This window comes from Curtobacterium sp. Curtsp57, assembly GCF_047324335.1.
Taxonomy (GTDB): domain Bacteria; phylum Actinomycetota; class Actinomycetes; order Actinomycetales; family Microbacteriaceae; genus Curtobacterium.
This window is the reverse complement of sequence record NZ_CP168511.1, coordinates 1,880,369-1,896,753: the sequence shown is the minus strand read 5'-3', so window position 1 is coordinate 1,896,753 and position 16,385 is coordinate 1,880,369. Positions and strand designations below refer to the sequence as shown.

The window sequence follows — 16,385 nt, the reverse complement described above, 5'->3', positions numbered from 1 at the left end:
GCGTCAGTGGGTCGTCGGGACACCGACGGCGCGGAGGGTCGCAGCCACGAACGGCACCGAGCGCAGGTCGTGCGAGGTCAGCCGACGCAGGGCTCTCACCTCGGGGAGCGCGCGGATCCAGTCCTCGTGGGTCTTCTCGGCGATGACGACCTGCTCCGGGGTGCGGCCGTCGCGCGTCCGTGCATCGCGGTACTTCACGGCGCCGTCGTACTCGACGACGACGCCCTGGTCCGGGAACCAGAAGTCGACGAGGGCGCGGAGACCGTCGGGGGAGCGGAATTCGTGCTGGAGCAGCGGCCGCGGGGCTCCGGTCTCGTGGAGGACGACCCGGGCGAGCGACTCGCCGACCGAGTCCGACCGGTGATCGGCGAAGTCGAGCGCGGCGTGCGCCAGAGCCGCGCCGCGTCGGGACCCTGGTGCCAGGGCCGCGGTGATCTCCTCGCGGGGACCCCGCGGCGGAGCACCTGGTCGAGCACGACGACCGCGTCCCGGAACGGCATGGACCGTGCCGTGGCGGCCGCCGCGCCCGCCAGGCCGAGCACCGGGACGTCCTCTGGGCCGAGGCGGACGGTCTCGAGCGCGCCGGGTGGCATCGGGCGCGACTCGACGAGCGGGGACCGCCGGTCGATGCGCGTGCGACACGGTTCGGCGACCATGACGCGGACCGGCGCGGGACCGAGCAGCCGGATGCCGTGCAGGAGCAGGGCGGACTCGTGGGCGAACACCGCGTCGCCGGGCAGCCGGGGGAGGACGGCGCGGACCCGTACGAGGTGCCGCGCCCGGTCGTGAGCGCGGGGAAACGATAAGTGCGCATGCGGACGCATGCGCACTTGTCGTCCGGACGAGCACCTGCCGAGCCGGCCTCCCGGACCGATCCCGCCAACAGGACCGAGCCCGCCCACAGGCCTGAGCCGGCTCACCGGACCGAGCCCGGCCCCCGCCTACTCCGGGATGTAGGCGAACGTGTCGGGGTCCGGCCCCGTACGGTGACCCTTGTCGAGCGTCGTGATGTCGGTCATGTCCTCGTCGGACAGCTCGAAGTCGAAGATCGCGAAGTTCTCCTCGACGCGGGCACGGGTGACCGACTTCGGGAAGACGATGTCGCCGCGCTGGATGTGCCAGCGGAGCACGACCTGCGCGGGGCTCTTGCCGACCGACTCCGCGATCCGGACGATCGTCGAGTCGTCGAGCACCAGGCCCTGGGCGATCGGGGACCATGCCTCCGTCGCGATGCCGAGTTCGCGGTTGACCGCGCGCAGCGACTCCTGCGCCAGGTACGGGTGCACCTCGATCTGGTTCACGGCCGGGGTGATCGTCGTCTCGGCGACGAGCTTGCGGAGGTGGTGCGCCTCGAAGTTCGAGACACCGATCGAGCGCGAGGTCCCGGCGGCGTAGAGCTCCTCGAACGTCTTCCACGTCGGCACGAAGTCGCTGACGGTCGCGAGCGGCCAGTGGATCAGGAACAGGTCGGTGTAGCCGCCGAGCAGGTCGGCCGACTTCTTGCCGTTCTCCAGCGCGAGCGCGGGGTCGTGGAAGCCGTTGTTGAGCTTCGACGTGACGAAGATCTCCTCGCGGGGGATGCCGGACTCGGCGATCGCCTCGCCGACCTCTTTCTCGTTGCCGTACATCTCGGCGGTGTCGATGTGGCGGTAGCCGACCTCGAGCGCCGTCAGGGTCGCGTCCTTCGTCGAGGAGGGGTCGATCTGGAACACACCGAAGCCGAGCTGCGGGATGGTCTTGCCGTCGTTGAGTGTGATGTTCGGAACGGTCATGCTCCCAGACAACCAGGGAACACCCGAACCCCATTCCGGATTCGTTCAGGCACGCTCACTCCAGCGCGGCCGTGATGTACGCCACCAACGCCTGCCCGTACGCGATCGCCGGGTCCGCAGCAGCGAACGACCGGTCCTCGCCCCGGAGCACCACTGTCACCGTGTGCACCACACGCTCCCCGGCGGCGACCCGGGTGAGCCCGACGAACGACGGTCCGAGCAGCTCGCGCAACTGGTCCTCGCGCGGCAACCACAGCGACTCGGCTGCCGTCACCGAGTCGAGCGCCCACTCGGTCGTCCCGTTGAACCCGAGGATGGTGCCCGACGGGTGGTCGTGCCGCTCGACGGTCATCTCGGACACGGTGTACACGTCGTCGTCGACCCCGGGCTTGTCGATGACGAACCGGTCCCCGGTCTCGGGGTTCCAGCGGAGCCCGGCTGCGCGGAGGTCCTTGGCGAGTTCGACGGTGATCACCTCCCCAACCTGCCACGGCAGCCCGTACGGATGTTCCCGAAAGCAACCCGTACTAGCATCGCGGAGCACCCTCGTGCGTGGGCCACCCGACTGTTCCACGCGCGCGACGCGACGACGCCCGGACGACCGGTGCCGTGCCTCCAGGCGGTTGAACCGGCCACGGGACGGTCCGCCGGCCGGGCCCCGACCGCGGTGGGCCACGGATCGGCCCGCCCAGAGAAGGATCCGCATGACGCTCGAACGCGAGGAACTCCGCGACGCCTGGACCGTCGCCATGGTCGACGAGACCGCTCCGGCGACCGCGCCGGCCGGTGCCATCGCCGGCATCCCCGCCACGGTCCCCGGTCAGGTGCACACGGACCTCGAGCGCGAGGGCCTGCTCGCCGACCCGACGCTCGACCGCAACGAGGACGCGGCGAAGTGGGTCGGGCGCGCCGACTGGACGTACTCGCGCACGCTCGACGTCGACCCCCGTGGTCACGAGCGCGTCGACCTGGTCTGCGACGGCCTCGACACCGTCGCCGAGCTGACGCTGGACGGCGTGCAGATCGGTGCCACCCGGAACATGCACCGCCGCTACCGCTTCGACCTCCGCGACACCACGGACGGCAGCAACGCCAGGACCGAGCGCGACCTGGAGATCCTGTTCGAGTCGCCCTACCGCGAAGCCGGCCGCGTCGCAGCCCGCGCCGGCGCGATGCCCGGGCCGTACGACGAGCCCTTCCCGTACGTCCGCAAGATGGCGTCGAACTTCGGCTGGGACTGGGGGCTCACCGCGGTGACCAGCGGCCCCTGGCGTCCCATCGCGATCGAGCGCTGGTCGACCGCGAGGCTCCGCGACGTCCGGCCGCTCGTCGACATCGAGGCGGGCGAAGGCGTCCTCGACGCACACATCGCGTTCGAGCGGTCCGGACTGAACGACCTCGACCAGGACGGCGAGGACGACGACCTCGTGCTCGTCGTCACGGTTTCCGGCGAGACCGAGGACGGCGCGAAGACCCGGCAGCGGTCTCGCGCGCAGGTCACCCCGAAGCAGGACGAGACCGTCGTCACCGTCCGGGTCCCCGAGGTGCAGCGGTGGTGGCCGCGCGGGTACGGCGAGCAGCCGCTCTACGACGTCGTCGTCGAGCTGCAGACCGTCGACGGCGAGGTCCTCGACCGCCAGGGGTTCCGCACCGGGTTCCGGTCGACGCGGATCGACACCGCGGTGGACGACATCGGTCGTCCGTTCGACGTGTACGTCAACGGCACGCGCATCGACGTCCGCGGTGTGAACTGGATCCCCGACGACGTCATCGTGTCGCGGGTCGACCGTCCGCGGTACGAATCGCGCCTGCGCGCAGCGGCCGACCTGAACGTGAACATGGTCCGCGTCTGGGGCGGTGGCGTGTACGAGTCGCACGACTTCTACGAGGTCTGCGACGAGCTCGGCCTGCTCGTCTGGCAGGACTTCCCGTTCGCCTGCTCGGCCTACCCCGAGGACGAGCCGCTCCGCAGTGAGGTCATCGCCGAGGCCCGCGACAACGTCGCCCGGCTCTCCCGGCACCCCTCGCTCGTGCTCTGGAACGGCAACAACGAGAACATCTGGCTGCACGACGTCGACGGCTGGGACCGGGCGCTCGGGGAGCGCGGCTGGGGCCTCGACTACTACCTCGACCTGCTGCCGACGATCGTCGATGCGGTCGACCCGTCGCGGTTCTACACGGTCGCGTCGCCGTGGTCCGGCTCCGAGTCGCTCTTCGCGAACGACGTCGACCACGAGACGCACCACTCGTGGGACGTCTGGAACCGCCTCTCCGACGACCACTACCGAGACTCGGTCCCCCGGTTCGTGTCGGAGTTCGGCTGGCAGGCACCGCCCGCGTGGCGCACCATGCGCGACGCGGTCTCGGACGAGCCGATGACGCCGTCCTCGCCCGGTGTCGTGCACCACCAGAAGGCTGCATCCGGCATGCAGAAGCTCGCGGACGGGCTCGCGCCCCGGTTCGGTCTCGTGCCGTCCGACTTCGACCGGTGGCACTACCTGACGCAGCTCCAGCAGGCGCGCGCCATCGCGACCGGCGTCGAGCACTGGCGCACGCACTGGCCCCGCAACACCGGGGTCATCGTCTGGCAGCTGAACGACCTGTGGCCCGTGTCGTCCTGGTCGGCGATCGACTCGGCAGGGCGGCTGAAGCCGCTGGCGCACGAGCTGCGTCGGCTGTACGACGACGTCCTGGTGGCGATCCGGCCCGTCTCGTCGGTCCGGACGGTTCCTGCCCCGGACCGGACTGGAGGCTCGGATCACCCGACCGCGTCGCTGCCGGTCGCGGACGTGGCCGGTTCAGCACCCGCCGGCTCCTCGCCGATCGAGGTTGCCGTCCGGTCGACCCGCCGCGGTCTCGACAGCGTGGTCCGCGTCCGGCGCGTCGACCTCGCCGGCCGTGTCCTCGCCGAGGAGACGTTGCCCGTGCACCTCGACGCGGCCGGTGTCGCGGTCGTGACCCTGCCTGACGCGGTCGGGGTGGTGGGCGACCCGACCGGTGAGCTCGTCGTGGCCGACATGGACTGGCGTCGCGCGGTGTGGACTCCGGCGCCGGACAAGGACATGCGGTGGGAACCGGCGCACTACCGCGCGGCGTTCACCCCCGCGGCGGACGGCGACGGGCTCGACCTGGTCGTCGAGGCCGAGTCGCTCGTGCGTGACCTGCTCCTCCAGCCCGACCGGGTGCAGCCGGGTGGCACCGTCGACCGCGGGTTCATGACCCTGCTGCCGGGTGAGCGGGTCGCATACCGCCTGCACGGCGTGACCGAGGCGGACATCCCGAGACTGACCGGGACCGCCGTGCTGTGGTCGCTCGACCGCGTGCTGGCGGACTGACCTCCTGGCGCGCTGATGGTGTCGATCCTGTGCGGGAGGTGTTCGTTCGGGCGCTCGACCTGGGCTTCCCGGCCCGTGCGAGTTACGATGGACGGACCACGGCTTCCGCCGGGCCCGTCGATGACGACGAGCTGACGGCGACCACTTCCAGAATCAAGGAGTCATGATGCTCGGAAACCTCACCGGTGTACACCTGCTGATCATCCTCGGCATCGTGGTGCTGCTGTTCGGCGCGACGAAGCTGCCGGCGCTCGCCAAGGGCCTCGGCCAGTCCATCAACATCTTCAAGAAGGAGATGGACACCGACGACAAGAAGGCGAAGGGCACGGACGGCACCACCGTCCAGAGCGTCCCCGCCGACCAGGCTTCGACGGCCGCCCCGGTCGTCAACCCGGCGCCGTCCGTCCAGCCCAACTCGGACTCACGCACCAACTAGACATCCCAGCCCCGGGAACGACCGAGCCCCGCACCTGTCCACAGGTGCGGGGCTCCGTCGTTCCCGAGGCGCTCCGAGGGCGCATGATGAGCGCATGACCGATCCCGCCAGCCCGGTGCACACCGCACCGCTCCGAGACGACCGCCGCGTGGTGCTGGTCGTCGCGATCCTGGCGTCCTTCGTGGTCGGGCTCGACTCCAGTGTCGTGAACGTCGCGTTGCCGGCCATCCGGCAGGAACTCGGCGGTGGGCTCGTCGTGCAGCAGTGGACCGTCGACGCGTACCTGGTCACGCTCGGGTCGCTGATCCTCGTCGCGGGCTCGCTCTCCGACCTGTTCGGCCGCGTCCGGATCATCACGTGGGGCCTCGTCGTGTTCGGGGTCGCATCGGTGCTGTGCGCGGTGGCGCCGACCGGTGCCGTGCTCATCGTGGCGCGGGCGTTGCAGGGCGTCGGTGGCGCGCTCGTCACCCCGAGCTCGCTCGCGCTCATCGTCGCGGCCTACCGGGGAGCGGCGCAGGCGAAGGCGATCGGGTCGTGGACGGCATGGTCGAGCGCCGCTGTCATCGTCGGTCCGGTGATCGGTGGGCTCATCGTCGACGGCATCGGCTGGCGGTGGATCTTCGTCCTCACGGCGGTCCCCATCGCGGTGACGATCCCGCTCGTCCGCCGGATCTCGGGTGACGTCGTCGCCGGGCAGCGCCCCCGCGTGGACGTGGTCGGCGCCGTGCTCGCGGTGGTCGGGGTCGGTGGGGTCGTGCTCGGGCTCATCGAGCAGGGGCGGCTCGGGTGGGGTGCGCCGACCGTGGTGGCCGCGCTCGTCATCGGCGGGCTGGCGCTCGTCGGGTTCGTGCCGTGGGAGCTCCGAGTCACCCGGGTGACCGGGGCACCGCTCGTCCCCCTGGGGTTGTTCCGCGCCCGGAACTTCGCGGTGGGCAACATCGCGACGCTCTCGATCTACGGAGCCCTCGGGATGGTCGGCTTCGTCGTCACGCTGTTCCTGCAGGAGGTGTGGGGGCTCCCGGCCTGGCTCGCCGGCCTCGCGACGCTGCCGCCCACGGTGCTCCTCCTGCTGCTCTCGACGACGGTCGGATCGCTCGCCGGTCGGTACGGTCCACGCTGGTTCATGGCTGCGGGACCAGCGGTCGCCGCGGTCGGGTCGCTCCTCATGGTCCTGGTCGGCAGCGAACCAGGCGCGTACTGGTACGCGGTGTTCCCGGGGCTCGTCCTCGTCGGTGTCGGGATCTCCCTGATGGTGACGCCGTTGACCAGCGCCGTGCTCGGCTCCGTGCCGCAGACCGAGGCGGGTGTCGGCTCAGCGGTGAACAATGCGATCGCCCGCATCGCGAGCCTGGTGATGGTGGCGCTCGCCGGCGTCGTGCTCGGCGGTGCGATGAGCGTCGGCGGGTTCCACCGCGCGGTGATCGTGATGGCGCTGCTGCTCCTGGCCGGATCCCTCGTCAGCGCCGTCGGGATCCGGAATACCCCTGCGCAAACGTAAGTTGAGTTGAGTAGACTCAAGTATCAGACCAACGCAAGGAAAGGACGGAACCCCATGGCGAACCTCCAGGGCGCGCCTGACTCGCAAGAGCGTCAGAAGACCGCCCTCGAGCAGTACGGCGTCGACCTGACGGCCGTCGCTCGCAGCGGCAAGCTCGACCCGGTGATCGGCCGCGACGCCGAGATCCGACGGGTCAGCCAGGTGCTGACCCGCCGCACGAAGAACAACCCCGTGCTCATCGGTGAGCCGGGCGTCGGCAAGACCGCCGTCGTCGAAGGACTCGCCCAGCGCATCGTCGCGGGTGACGTCGCCGACTCGCTCAAGGACAAGCGACTCGTGTCGCTCGACATCTCCGCCCTCATCGCCGGCGCGAAGTACCGCGGCGAGTTCGAGGAGCGGCTCAAGGCCGTGCTCAAGGAGATCAACGACTCCGACGGGCAGGTCATCACCTTCATCGACGAGCTGCACACGCTCATGGGCGCCGGCGGCGGCGAGGGCTCCGTCGCGGCGTCGAACATGCTCAAGCCGATGCTCGCCCGCGGTGAGCTCCGGCTGATCGGCGCGACGACCCTCGACGAGTACCGCGAGTACATCGAGAAGGACGCGGCACTCGAACGGCGCTTCCAGCAGGTCTACGTCGGGGAGCCCAGCGTCGAGGACGCGGTGGCGATCCTCCGCGGGCTCAAGGAGCGCTACGAGGCGCACCACAAGGTCACCATCAACGACTCCGCGCTCGTGGCCGCGGCGAGCCTGTCGAACCGCTACATCTCCGGCCGGCAGCTGCCCGACAAGGCGATCGACCTCATCGACGAGGCAGCGTCGCGTCTCCGCATGGAGATCGACTCCAGCCCGGTCGAGATCGACGAGCTGAAGCGGAACGTCGACCGGCTGCGCGTCGAGGAGTTCGCGCTCAAGCAGGAGAAGGACGACGCCTCGAAGGCCCGGCTCGAGACCCTGCGCACCGAACTGCGCTCCCGAGAGGAACGTCTGGCGGCGCTCGAGCAGCGCTGGCAGGCGGAACGGGCGAGCCTCAACCGCATCGGTGAGCTCAAGCAGCAGCTCGACGACCTCAACATGCGCAGCCAGCGCGCGCAGCGGGAAGCGGACTACGCCACCGTGTCGCGGCTGGAGTACGCCGAGAAGCCCCGGATCGAAGCCGAGCTCGCCGCCGCCGAACAGGCCGAGTCGGCCGACCGCATGGTGAACGACAGCGTCACCGACGAGGACATCGCCGCGGTCATCGCGCAGTGGACCGGCATCCCCGTCGGCCGACTGCTGCAGGGCGAGACCGAGAAGCTCCTGCACCTGGAGACCGAACTCGGCCGCCGGATCATCGGGCAGCGCACCGCCGTGGCCGCCGTGTCCGAAGCCGTCCGACGCACCCGCGCCGGCATCTCGGACCCCGACCGCCCGACCGGGTCGTTCCTGTTCCTCGGCCCGACCGGCGTGGGCAAGACCGAGCTCGCGAAGGCCCTCGCGGAGTTCCTCTTCGACGACGAGAAGGCCCTCGTCCGCATCGACATGAGCGAGTACGGCGAGAAGCACTCCGTCGCCAGGCTCATCGGCGCCCCGCCCGGGTACGTCGGCTACGAGGCCGGCGGGCAGCTCACCGAAGCCGTCCGTCGTCGCCCCTACTCGGTGATCCTGCTCGACGAGGTCGAGAAGGCGCACCCCGAGGTGTTCGACGTGCTGCTCCAGGTGCTCGACGACGGGCGCCTCACCGACGGGCAGGGCCGCACGGTCGACTTCCGGAACACGATCATGGTGCTGACCTCGAACCTCGGCTCGCAGTTCACGACCGACATGTCCCTGACCGAGGACCAGCGCCAAGAGGCCGTCCGCGAGCTCGTGCAGCAGGCCTTCCGTCCCGAGTTCATCAACCGCCTCGACGACATCGTGGTGTTCCAGGCGCTCACCGCGGAGGACCTCGGGCAGATCGTCTCGCTCTACGTCGACCGGCTCGCGAAGCGTCTGTCCGGCCGGCGGCTCGAGCTCGCCGTCACCCCCCAGGCCCGTGGATGGCTCGCCGAGCGCGGGTACGACCCCGTGTACGGCGCGCGGCCGCTGCGTCGCCTCATGCAGCGGCAGATCGACGACCAGCTCGCGCGGGCGATCCTCGCGGGGGACGTGCGCGACGGCGACACCGTCCGCGTGGACGTCGCCGAGGGCGGCGACGCCCTGACGGTGGAGCCGTTCGAACTGGCGGAGATCGTCGAGGAGTAGGTGCGGCTCGGCATGCGGCCGACGGGAGGCCCGTCACCGGTTCCTGGGACCGGTGACGGGCCTCCCGGCCTACCTTCACCCCCATGCCCGAGATCCGCGCGTTCCGTCGCCTCACCGAGTCCATCGAGCACGCGAGCGTGCTCGACACGGCCGTCGACATCGACCGGAAGGTGGTCGCGGTCCTCGCGAAGCCCAGGTCGCTCCGCCGGCTGCTGCACGGCGTGCCGTTCGGGCACCCGATCCACCCGCTGATGGTGCAGGTCCCGCTCGGGGCGTGGATCTCCGCGGCGGTGCTCGACCTGCTCGGCGGGAAGGGCAACGCGAAGGCCGCGAAGACCCTCGTCGGCGTCGGACTCGTGTCGTCGGGCAGTGCCAGCGTCGCCGGCTACGTCGACTGGTCGGAGCTCGATCGGGAGCAGCTCCGCACGGGGTGGGTGCACCAGGCCGTGAACTGGGTCGGCATCTCGCTCTACGGGTTCTCGTGGCTGCAGCGGAAGCGCGGCAACCACGGCGCGGGGAAGCTCCTCGGGTTCGCCGGACTGGCGGTGGTGGGTGTCGGCGGGTACCTGGGTGGGCACCTGGCCTACCGGCAGCGCGCCGGGGTGAGTGTGCAGGGCGAGGTCCCGTTCGAGGCCTGACGCAACAGCCGCGAAACACCGCACAGCGAAGAATCGGGACATGCCGTCCCAGTCCACGCATAGCAATGTCGTATGCAATACATGTATGCGTGTACTCGTGGTGGACGATGAGATGGCCCTGGCCGACCTGATCGCGAAGGGCCTGACCCGGCAGGACATGGCCGTCGACGTCGCGTACCGCGGCGACCACGCCGACGAGTTCCTGGCGGTGAACGACTACGACGTCGTCGTGCTCGACCGGGACGTCCCCGGGATGCACGGGGACGAGGTTGCCCGACGGGTCGCCGCGCGCGGCGGGCTGACCCGCATCCTCATGCTCACCGCGGCGTCGACGTTGTCCGACCGGGTGCACGGCCTGGAGCTCGGCGCCGACGACTACCTCACCAAGCCGTTCGAGTACCCGGAGCTCGTGGCCAGGGTCCGGGCACTCGGGCGACGATCGGTGACCGCGGTCGCCCCCGTGCTCGAACGCGGGGGGATCCAACTCGACACGAATCGGCGGATCGCCACCAGGGACGGTCGACCGCTCGACCTGGCCGCGAAGGAGTTCGGCATCCTGGAGACCCTGCTGCGGGCCGACGGCCGGATCGTCTCCGCCGAGGAGCTGCTGGAGAAGGTCTGGGACATGAACGTCGACCCGTTCACCTCGGCCGTGCGGGTGACGATGTCCAAGCTCCGGCGGAAGCTCGGGGAGCCCGATCCCATCAGGACCGTGCCCAGCGCCGGGTACGCCCTGTGAGGCGCTCGCTCACCATCCGCGCTCGAACAGCGTTCGCGTTCGCCCTGGCGTCGATGGTCATCACGACCGCCGTGCTCGCGTTCGTGAACTTGGCGTCCCAGCGGTCCTTCGCCCTCGCTGTGCCGGGGGTCGAGCCGTTGGCGCCCCCGGCGACGCCGGTCGACCCGAGCCGGTTCCACGGCTCCGGCAGCGAGCTGTCGATCGTGGCCCAGGTCGCGACCCTGCAGTGGCAGTGGTCGGCGGTCGGCGTCGTCGCCGCGGGACTCCTCGCCGGAGCCCTCGGGTGGTTGGTCAGTCGACGGATGCTCCGGCCGATCGACCGCATCACCGACACCACGAAGAGGATCTCCGGGGCGAACCTGCACGAGCGGATCGACCTCGACGGGCCGGACGACGAACTCCGTCGGCTGTCGCGCACCATCGACGCGCTGCTCGACCGGCTCGAGACGGCGTTCGAGAGCCAGCGGCGGTTCGTCGCGCAGGCGTCGCACGAGCTCCGGACGCCGCTGGCGGTCCAGCGCGCGGCGCTCCAGATCGGTCTGCCGGACGATGCCGGTCCCGACGAGATCGGGACGACACGGCGGGAGCTGCTCGACCAGAACCGGCGGACCGAGCACCTCGTGGAGAGCCTGCTCGTCCTCGCCGAGGCCGACCGTGGCCTCGACGACCGCCGCGTCCCCGTCGACCTGGCGGGCATTGCAGACGAGGTGACCGCGGGGTTCGCGGACGCCGCTCGCGCCGCGGGTGTGACGGTGACCTGCGAGACGCACACCGAGCCTCCCGGCTCCGGGGCGACCGTCGTGACCGGTGAGCCCATGCTCGTTGGCCAGGTGCTGTCGAACCTCGTCGACAACGCGCTCGAGTACAACCAGCCCGGAGGCTTCGTCCGGGTCGTGATCGACGCTGGCGGCATCACCGTCGAGAACTCGGGGGCGGCGGTACCCGCGGACTCCGTTGCCGCGCTGACCGAGCCCTTCCGCCGCCTCGGCACCGACGGGAGTCGCCAGCACAGCGGGCTCGGGCTGTCCATCGTGGCCGCGGTGGTGCGCGCGCACGGATGGCAACTGTCGGTGGCCGCACGCGAGCACGGCGGGCTCCGGGTGCACGTCGGTGTTTCGTCGATGTGACCTCGGCGGTACCGTCTCCGCAACACCCAGGCTGGTGTCCTGGGATCATGAACATGACATCCACGATGCTTCGCTCCCGTTCCGCGGTCGCCGTCCTCGCCGGGCTCCTCCTCCTGCCCGCGCTGCTCACCGCCTGCAGCTCGACGCCGGATACCGGCTCGGCGCCCCGTGCCGGGGACTCGGGGAACTCGGGGGCCGTCGAGCTCGCCTCCTGCATGCGGGACAAGGGCTACGACATGGAGGACCCGTCGTCCTCCGGCGGACTCCAACTGTCACCGCCCGACGGGGTCGACGCCGACCAGTGGCGCAGCGACCTCGTCGCGTGCACCGGTGACGGCAAGGCCCCAGGCGAGGCCAACGTCGCCAAGCCGATGCCGGGCATGGAGGACATGGCGCGCGCCATGGCCGAGTGCATGCGCGACAACGGCTTCTCCGACTACCCGGACGATCAGGGCGACCAGGCGTCCTACACGCCGAGCGGGGACGCGAGCACCTTTGCCGACGTCGAGCAGACTTGCGGCGAGAAGGCGTACGCATCGATGCAGAAGCCGAGCAACTGATGCGTCGCACCACCACGCGCACGATGGTCGCCTCGGCCTGCCTGGTCGCCGTCCTCGGCGCAGGCATCGGGACCTGGACGGTGCTCGGTACCTCGTCCGACTCCTCGGCGTCGGCTTCGACGGACGAGCGAGACCGGAAGCACGCGACCGCCACCGTCATGAAGGGCGACCTCACCGACACACGGACCTTCGCGGGCACGCTCGGCTACGGCGCTGCGACCGGCGTCCCGGGTACGGCGCCGGGCACGCTGACGTGGCTGCCGAAGCCCGGTGACGTCATCGAGCGGGACCAACCGCTGTACGCCGTCGACGAGCGGCCGGTCCGGGCGATGTACGGCACGACGCCGCTCTGGCGTGACCTGCACCGAGGACTCCGTGGCGCGGACGTGCAGCAGCTCAACGAGAACCTCGCGGCGCTCGGGTACGACGTCGCGACCGATGAGGTCTTCGGCCGCCGCACCGCTGCGGCCGTCGAGCGGTGGCAGCGGGACCGGGCGCTGACCGTCACCGGCACGATCACCGCCGCAGACATCGCCTACGTCGACGGACCCGTCCGGGTCGCCGGCGTCGACGGTGTCCTCGGACAGGCCGCGTCGGGCGACGTCCTGTCGGTAACGAGCACGAAGCGGGTCGTCACGGCGTCCGTGGCGCAGCGCGACGCTGAACAGCTCGCCGTCGGCACCGACGTGGACGTCCGCGTCAACGGTGCTGGCGACCAGATGCCCGGCAGGGTCGTCAACGCCGTGCCCGCGGCTTCGGAGGACGGGCCCGCGTCGGTCGACGTCACCATCGAGTTCGATGCGGGCGACCGCACGCTGCCCGCCGCCGCCGCCGCGCAGGTCGAGGCCCAGGGGCGCACCGAGCAGGGCGTCCTCTCGGTGCCCGTCGCGGCGCTCGTCGCCCGCGGGACGTCCGGCGGGTACGCCCTCGACGTGGTGCGCCGCGACGGCACGACCAAGCGCGTGCCGGTCGCGGCGGGGTTCGTGGCGGGCGGTCGGGTGGCCGTCACCGGGGCCATCGAGGCCGGGGACCGCGTGGTGGTGCCCTCGTGAGCGCCGCGTCCGTCCTGGCGCTGCGTGCGGTCACGAAGTCGTACGGCGACGTCGCGGCGCTCCGCGGGGTGTCGCTCGACGTCGCTGCGGGGGAGCTCGTCGCCGTCGTCGGGCCATCGGGTTCGGGCAAGTCGACCATGCTGAACATCGTCGGGACGCTCGACCGGCCGACCTCGGGCACCGTGACCATCAGCGGCAACGACGTCAGCGGCATGTCCGACGACGCCCTCTCCGCACTCCGCGCTGACCACATCGGCTTCGTGTTCCAGCACTTCCACCTGCAGGCCGGGGCGACCGCGGCCGAGAACGTGGCCGACGGCCTGCTCTACGCGGGCGTGGGCCGCCGCGCGCGGAAGGAGCGAGCGGTCGCCGCCCTGCAGCGGGTCGGACTCGGCCACCGCGTCGACCACCGGCCGCCGCAGCTGTCAGGCGGTGAGAAGCAGCGCGTCGCCATCGCACGGGCGATCGTCGGCGACCCGACCATCCTGCTCGCGGACGAACCCACCGGGGCGCTCGACACCGCGTCCGGATCCGCGGTCCTCGGGCTGCTGCGCGAGCTCAACGCCGCCGGGACGACCGTGCTCGTCATCACCCACGACCTCGAGCTCGCCGCCTCCATGCCGCGGCAGGTGCGGATGCGCGACGGGGCCGTGGAGGAGGACTCCGCGCTCACCGGGCGACCCGCGGGCGACGCGGCGGCGCTCGGTGCCGCCATCGTCCGGGACGGCGTCGTGGGCGTGATCACACGATGAGCCGGGGGACCTTCGGCGCCGGGGACCTGCTCCGACTCGGCCTGTTCGGACTCCGGACCAGACCGACCCGCGTCGTGCTGTCCGCGCTGGGCATCGCCATCGGCATCGCGGCGATGATCGCCGTCGTCGGGATCTCGTCCTCGAGCAAGGCGGCGCTCGACCGGGTGCTGGACGCGCTCGGGACGAACGTGCTGACGACCACGCAGGCGCAGGGGTTCGGCGACGTGCCACCGCTGCCCGACTCGGCCGTACCGTCGGCGCTCCGACAGGACGTCGTCGAGGACGCCGCCGGCGTGGGGAGCGTCCCCGACGCACACGTCTACCGCAACGACCGCGTGCCTGCGGCGGAGTCGAAGGGCCTCGGCGTCATGGGGGTGTGGGGCGACGTGCCCTCGGTGCTCGGCGGCCAGTTCGCCTTCGGACGCTGGGTCGACCCGGCGCCGTCCGCACCGGCGCAGGTCGTCCTGGGCGCCGGAGCCGCTCGGGCGCTCGGCATCGACGAAGCCGGACCGGACACCGCCGTGTGGATCGGCGGCCAGTGGGTGCAGGTCGTCGGGATCCTGGAACCGATCGCGCTCGCCGAGGACCTCGACGACCAGGTCTTCGTGCCGCGGGGCCTCGCCGAGTCGCTCGGGTTCGACGGACACCCCACGGCGGTCTACACGCGGGTCGACCAGGACCGGGTGTCGGCGGCGCGGGACCTGCTCGCCGCGGCGATCAGTCCGGGGCGGCCGCAGGACGTCGGAGTCACGCGGCCGTCGGACGCCCTGGCCGCGAAGAGCGCGACCGACGACTCCTTCACCGGGTTGCTCGTCGGCATCGGAGGGGTGGCACTCCTCGTCGGCGGCATCGGTGTCGCGAACACGATGGTGATCACTGTGCTCGAACGACGGGCCGAGGTGGGGGTCCGCCGTGCGCTGGGCGCCAGGCGGCGGAACATCCGCGACCAGTTCCTCGTGGAGTCGCTGCTGCTGTCCTTCGTCGGCGGCGTCGCCGGTGTGGTGATCGGCGTCGGGGTGACGGTCGCCTTCGCCCTCGGGCAGGGCTGGCCGGTCGCCGTTCCGCTGTGGGCCGTCGCCGGAGGGCTCGGCGCGACGGTCGTCATCGGCGGCATCTCCGGGCTGTACCCGGCGGCGCGCGCCGCGCGCATCCCGCCGACCTCGGCGCTGGCAGCCGTGTAGGGCAGTGGACGCAACGGCCTGGAGGCCCGGTGCCGGTCCGACGGACCGGCATCGGGCCTCCAGGCTGGTCGCGTCCGGATCCGTCAGCCGACCCCGACGGCGCTCGCCACCAGGGCGGCCATGCCGGCGTGGCCGCGGGTGTTCGGGTGGACCAGTGTGTCGGTGCCGTCCGCGCCCTGCATGCCCTCGATCCAGCGGGTGTCGGGGTCGCTGCAGACGTCGTGGCCCGCGCTGGCGTCCGTCGGGTCGACGAACACGGCGCCGTGCGCGACGCTCTGTGCGCCGATGCCGAGGTTGAGGCGCTCCTCGGCCAGGCGGAAGAACGGCAGGTCGGCGCGGGCCACCCGGGAGAACTGCGTCGGCTCGTTCCACGTGCACTGCTGCGGGTCGGTCGGGGCGAGCTGCGGGTAGCCGACGGTGACGATCGTCGCGTTGGGCGCCGCGGCTCGGACCGCTTCGAGCATGTCGCCGTACTCGGACAGGACGTCGGCGAGCTTCGTCTCGAGCGTCGTGCCGAGTCGGCCGCTCTCGACGTCCGCCTTGTAGAACGTCGTGCACGGGGTGCCAGGGCGCTCCGAACCAATGCCACCGACGGCGAGACAGGTGCCGAGGATCGTGCCGAAGCCCAGGGAGTTGCCTGAGAGCCCGATCGTGACGACCTCGGTGCGGTCGGACAGTGCCTCGAGCTGCGGGGCGACCGGATCCGTGCCGGCCGGCGGGACCTGGGACTCCCAGACGTGCTTCGTCTCGGCGCCGACGCACGACACGTTCACGAGCTCGAGGTCCGGTCGAGCGGCCGCGTGGGCGACGACCGGGTAGGAGCCGCTCGTGCGGAGGCAACCGTCCCTGGGTTCGATCTGGTCGCCGGCGAAGAACCCAGCCGTGTAGGAATCGCCGAGGACCGCCCACTCCCGGGGTGCAGCGGGCGGGGGCTCCGCGGCTGTCGCTGCGGGCTCCGCGGCTGTCGCTGGGGTGGCCCCGGTGAGGAGGCTCGCGCCGAGGAGGGCGGTGGTCGTGGCGAGGGCGAGGGACTTGTGCATCACGTCTCCTTTCGTCGTCGCAGCGGCGCGAC

The 16,385-nt window shown here is 71.4% G+C and carries 15 protein-coding genes; 11 read left to right on the top strand and 4 right to left on the bottom strand.

Annotated elements, in window-relative coordinates; genetic code table 11:
- Positions 1-3: 3 nt before the first annotated feature.
- The 3 genes from ACEN9V_RS08885 to ACEN9V_RS08875 form a co-directional block, all read right to left on the bottom strand.
- Positions 4-642: a hypothetical protein gene (locus tag ACEN9V_RS08885; protein WP_413602939.1), complete on the bottom strand. Its 639-nt coding sequence runs from the start codon at positions 640-642 to the stop codon at positions 4-6.
- 299 nt (positions 643-941) lie between these two features.
- The gene (locus ACEN9V_RS08880) at positions 942-1,772 is read right to left on the bottom strand and encodes an aldo/keto reductase (protein WP_413602938.1); all 831 of its coding nucleotides are present in this window, start codon (positions 1,770-1,772) and stop codon (positions 942-944) included.
- Between the two features lie 55 nt (positions 1,773-1,827).
- Complete coding sequence (locus ACEN9V_RS08875; protein ID WP_402728024.1) at positions 1,828-2,247, bottom strand: pilus assembly protein CpaE; 420 nt, start codon at positions 2,245-2,247, stop codon at positions 1,828-1,830.
- Positions 2,248-2,476: 229 nt separating this feature from the next.
- Between ACEN9V_RS08875 and ACEN9V_RS08870 the strand changes: the two genes are divergently transcribed.
- The 11 genes from ACEN9V_RS08870 (at position 2,477) to ACEN9V_RS08820 (ending at position 15,313) form a co-directional block, all read left to right on the top strand.
- On the top strand, positions 2,477-5,107 hold the full coding sequence (locus ACEN9V_RS08870) for a glycoside hydrolase family 2 protein (protein WP_413602937.1): 2,631 nt from the start codon (positions 2,477-2,479) through the stop codon (positions 5,105-5,107).
- A 163-nt stretch (positions 5,108-5,270) separates the two neighbouring features.
- Positions 5,271-5,543 (top strand): twin-arginine translocase TatA/TatE family subunit, encoded by a 273-nt coding sequence (gene tatA, locus ACEN9V_RS08865; protein WP_413602936.1) that lies wholly within the window; start codon positions 5,271-5,273, stop codon positions 5,541-5,543.
- A gap of 94 nt (positions 5,544-5,637) precedes the next feature.
- The gene (locus ACEN9V_RS08860; protein WP_413602935.1) at positions 5,638-7,041 is read left to right on the top strand and encodes an MFS transporter; all 1,404 of its coding nucleotides are present in this window, start codon (positions 5,638-5,640) and stop codon (positions 7,039-7,041) included.
- Between the two features lie 54 nt (positions 7,042-7,095).
- Positions 7,096-9,264 (top strand): ATP-dependent Clp protease ATP-binding subunit, encoded by a 2,169-nt coding sequence (locus ACEN9V_RS08855; RefSeq protein WP_402728027.1) that lies wholly within the window; start codon positions 7,096-7,098, stop codon positions 9,262-9,264.
- Between the two features lie 83 nt (positions 9,265-9,347).
- Entirely contained in the window at positions 9,348-9,902 is a 555-nt protein-coding gene (locus tag ACEN9V_RS08850) for a DUF2231 domain-containing protein (protein WP_413602934.1), read from the top strand.
- Positions 9,903-9,987: 85 nt separating this feature from the next.
- A complete protein-coding gene (locus ACEN9V_RS08845; protein WP_413602933.1) occupies positions 9,988-10,641 on the top strand; it encodes a response regulator transcription factor in 654 nt (217 codons plus the stop codon).
- Entirely contained in the window at positions 10,638-11,768 is a 1,131-nt protein-coding gene (locus ACEN9V_RS08840; protein WP_413602932.1) for a sensor histidine kinase, read from the top strand. Before ACEN9V_RS08845 ends, ACEN9V_RS08840 begins: the two co-directional genes overlap by 4 nt.
- Positions 11,769-11,821: 53 nt before the next feature.
- On the top strand, positions 11,822-12,328 hold the full coding sequence (locus tag ACEN9V_RS08835) for a hypothetical protein (protein WP_413602931.1): 507 nt from the start codon (positions 11,822-11,824) through the stop codon (positions 12,326-12,328).
- Positions 12,328-13,380, top strand: coding sequence for an efflux RND transporter periplasmic adaptor subunit (locus tag ACEN9V_RS08830; protein ID WP_413602930.1), 1,053 nt, complete (start codon positions 12,328-12,330; stop codon positions 13,378-13,380). The genes ACEN9V_RS08835 and ACEN9V_RS08830 overlap by 1 nt, the downstream gene beginning before the upstream one ends.
- Entirely contained in the window at positions 13,377-14,132 is a 756-nt protein-coding gene (locus ACEN9V_RS08825) for an ABC transporter ATP-binding protein (RefSeq protein ID WP_413602929.1), read from the top strand. Before ACEN9V_RS08830 ends, ACEN9V_RS08825 begins: the two co-directional genes overlap by 4 nt.
- Positions 14,129-15,313 (top strand): ABC transporter permease, encoded by a 1,185-nt coding sequence (locus ACEN9V_RS08820; protein WP_413602928.1) that lies wholly within the window; start codon positions 14,129-14,131, stop codon positions 15,311-15,313. The genes ACEN9V_RS08825 and ACEN9V_RS08820 overlap by 4 nt, the downstream gene beginning before the upstream one ends.
- Before the next feature lie 83 nt (positions 15,314-15,396).
- Here ACEN9V_RS08820 and ACEN9V_RS08815 read toward each other — a convergent pair whose 3' ends face one another.
- The gene (locus ACEN9V_RS08815; RefSeq protein ID WP_413602927.1) at positions 15,397-16,353 is read right to left on the bottom strand and encodes an SGNH/GDSL hydrolase family protein; all 957 of its coding nucleotides are present in this window, start codon (positions 16,351-16,353) and stop codon (positions 15,397-15,399) included.
- Positions 16,354-16,385: the final 32 nt, after the last annotated feature.

Excerpts from the sequence above, each read along its gene's own strand:
- ACEN9V_RS08850 (WP_413602934.1), top strand. The coding sequence starts at position 9,348 with ATGCCCGAGATCCGCGCGTTCCGTCGCCTCACCGAGTCCATCGAGCAC.
- ACEN9V_RS08830 (WP_413602930.1), top strand. The coding sequence starts at position 12,328 with ATGCGTCGCACCACCACGCGCACGATGGTCGCCTCGGCCTGCCTGGTC.
- ACEN9V_RS08835 (WP_413602931.1), top strand. The coding sequence starts at position 11,822 with ATGACATCCACGATGCTTCGCTCCCGTTCCGCGGTCGCCGTCCTCGCC.
- tatA (WP_413602936.1), top strand. The coding sequence starts at position 5,271 with ATGATGCTCGGAAACCTCACCGGTGTACACCTGCTGATCATCCTCGGC.
- ACEN9V_RS08820 (WP_413602928.1), top strand. The coding sequence starts at position 14,129 with ATGAGCCGGGGGACCTTCGGCGCCGGGGACCTGCTCCGACTCGGCCTG.
- ACEN9V_RS08855 (WP_402728027.1), top strand. The coding sequence starts at position 7,096 with ATGGCGAACCTCCAGGGCGCGCCTGACTCGCAAGAGCGTCAGAAGACC.
- ACEN9V_RS08815 (WP_413602927.1), bottom strand. The coding sequence starts at position 16,353 with ATGCACAAGTCCCTCGCCCTCGCCACGACCACCGCCCTCCTCGGCGCG.
- ACEN9V_RS08860 (WP_413602935.1), top strand. The coding sequence starts at position 5,638 with ATGACCGATCCCGCCAGCCCGGTGCACACCGCACCGCTCCGAGACGAC.
- ACEN9V_RS08880 (WP_413602938.1), bottom strand. The coding sequence starts at position 1,772 with ATGACCGTTCCGAACATCACACTCAACGACGGCAAGACCATCCCGCAG.
- ACEN9V_RS08870 (WP_413602937.1), top strand. The coding sequence starts at position 2,477 with ATGACGCTCGAACGCGAGGAACTCCGCGACGCCTGGACCGTCGCCATG.
- ACEN9V_RS08845 (WP_413602933.1), top strand. The coding sequence starts at position 9,988 with ATGCGTGTACTCGTGGTGGACGATGAGATGGCCCTGGCCGACCTGATC.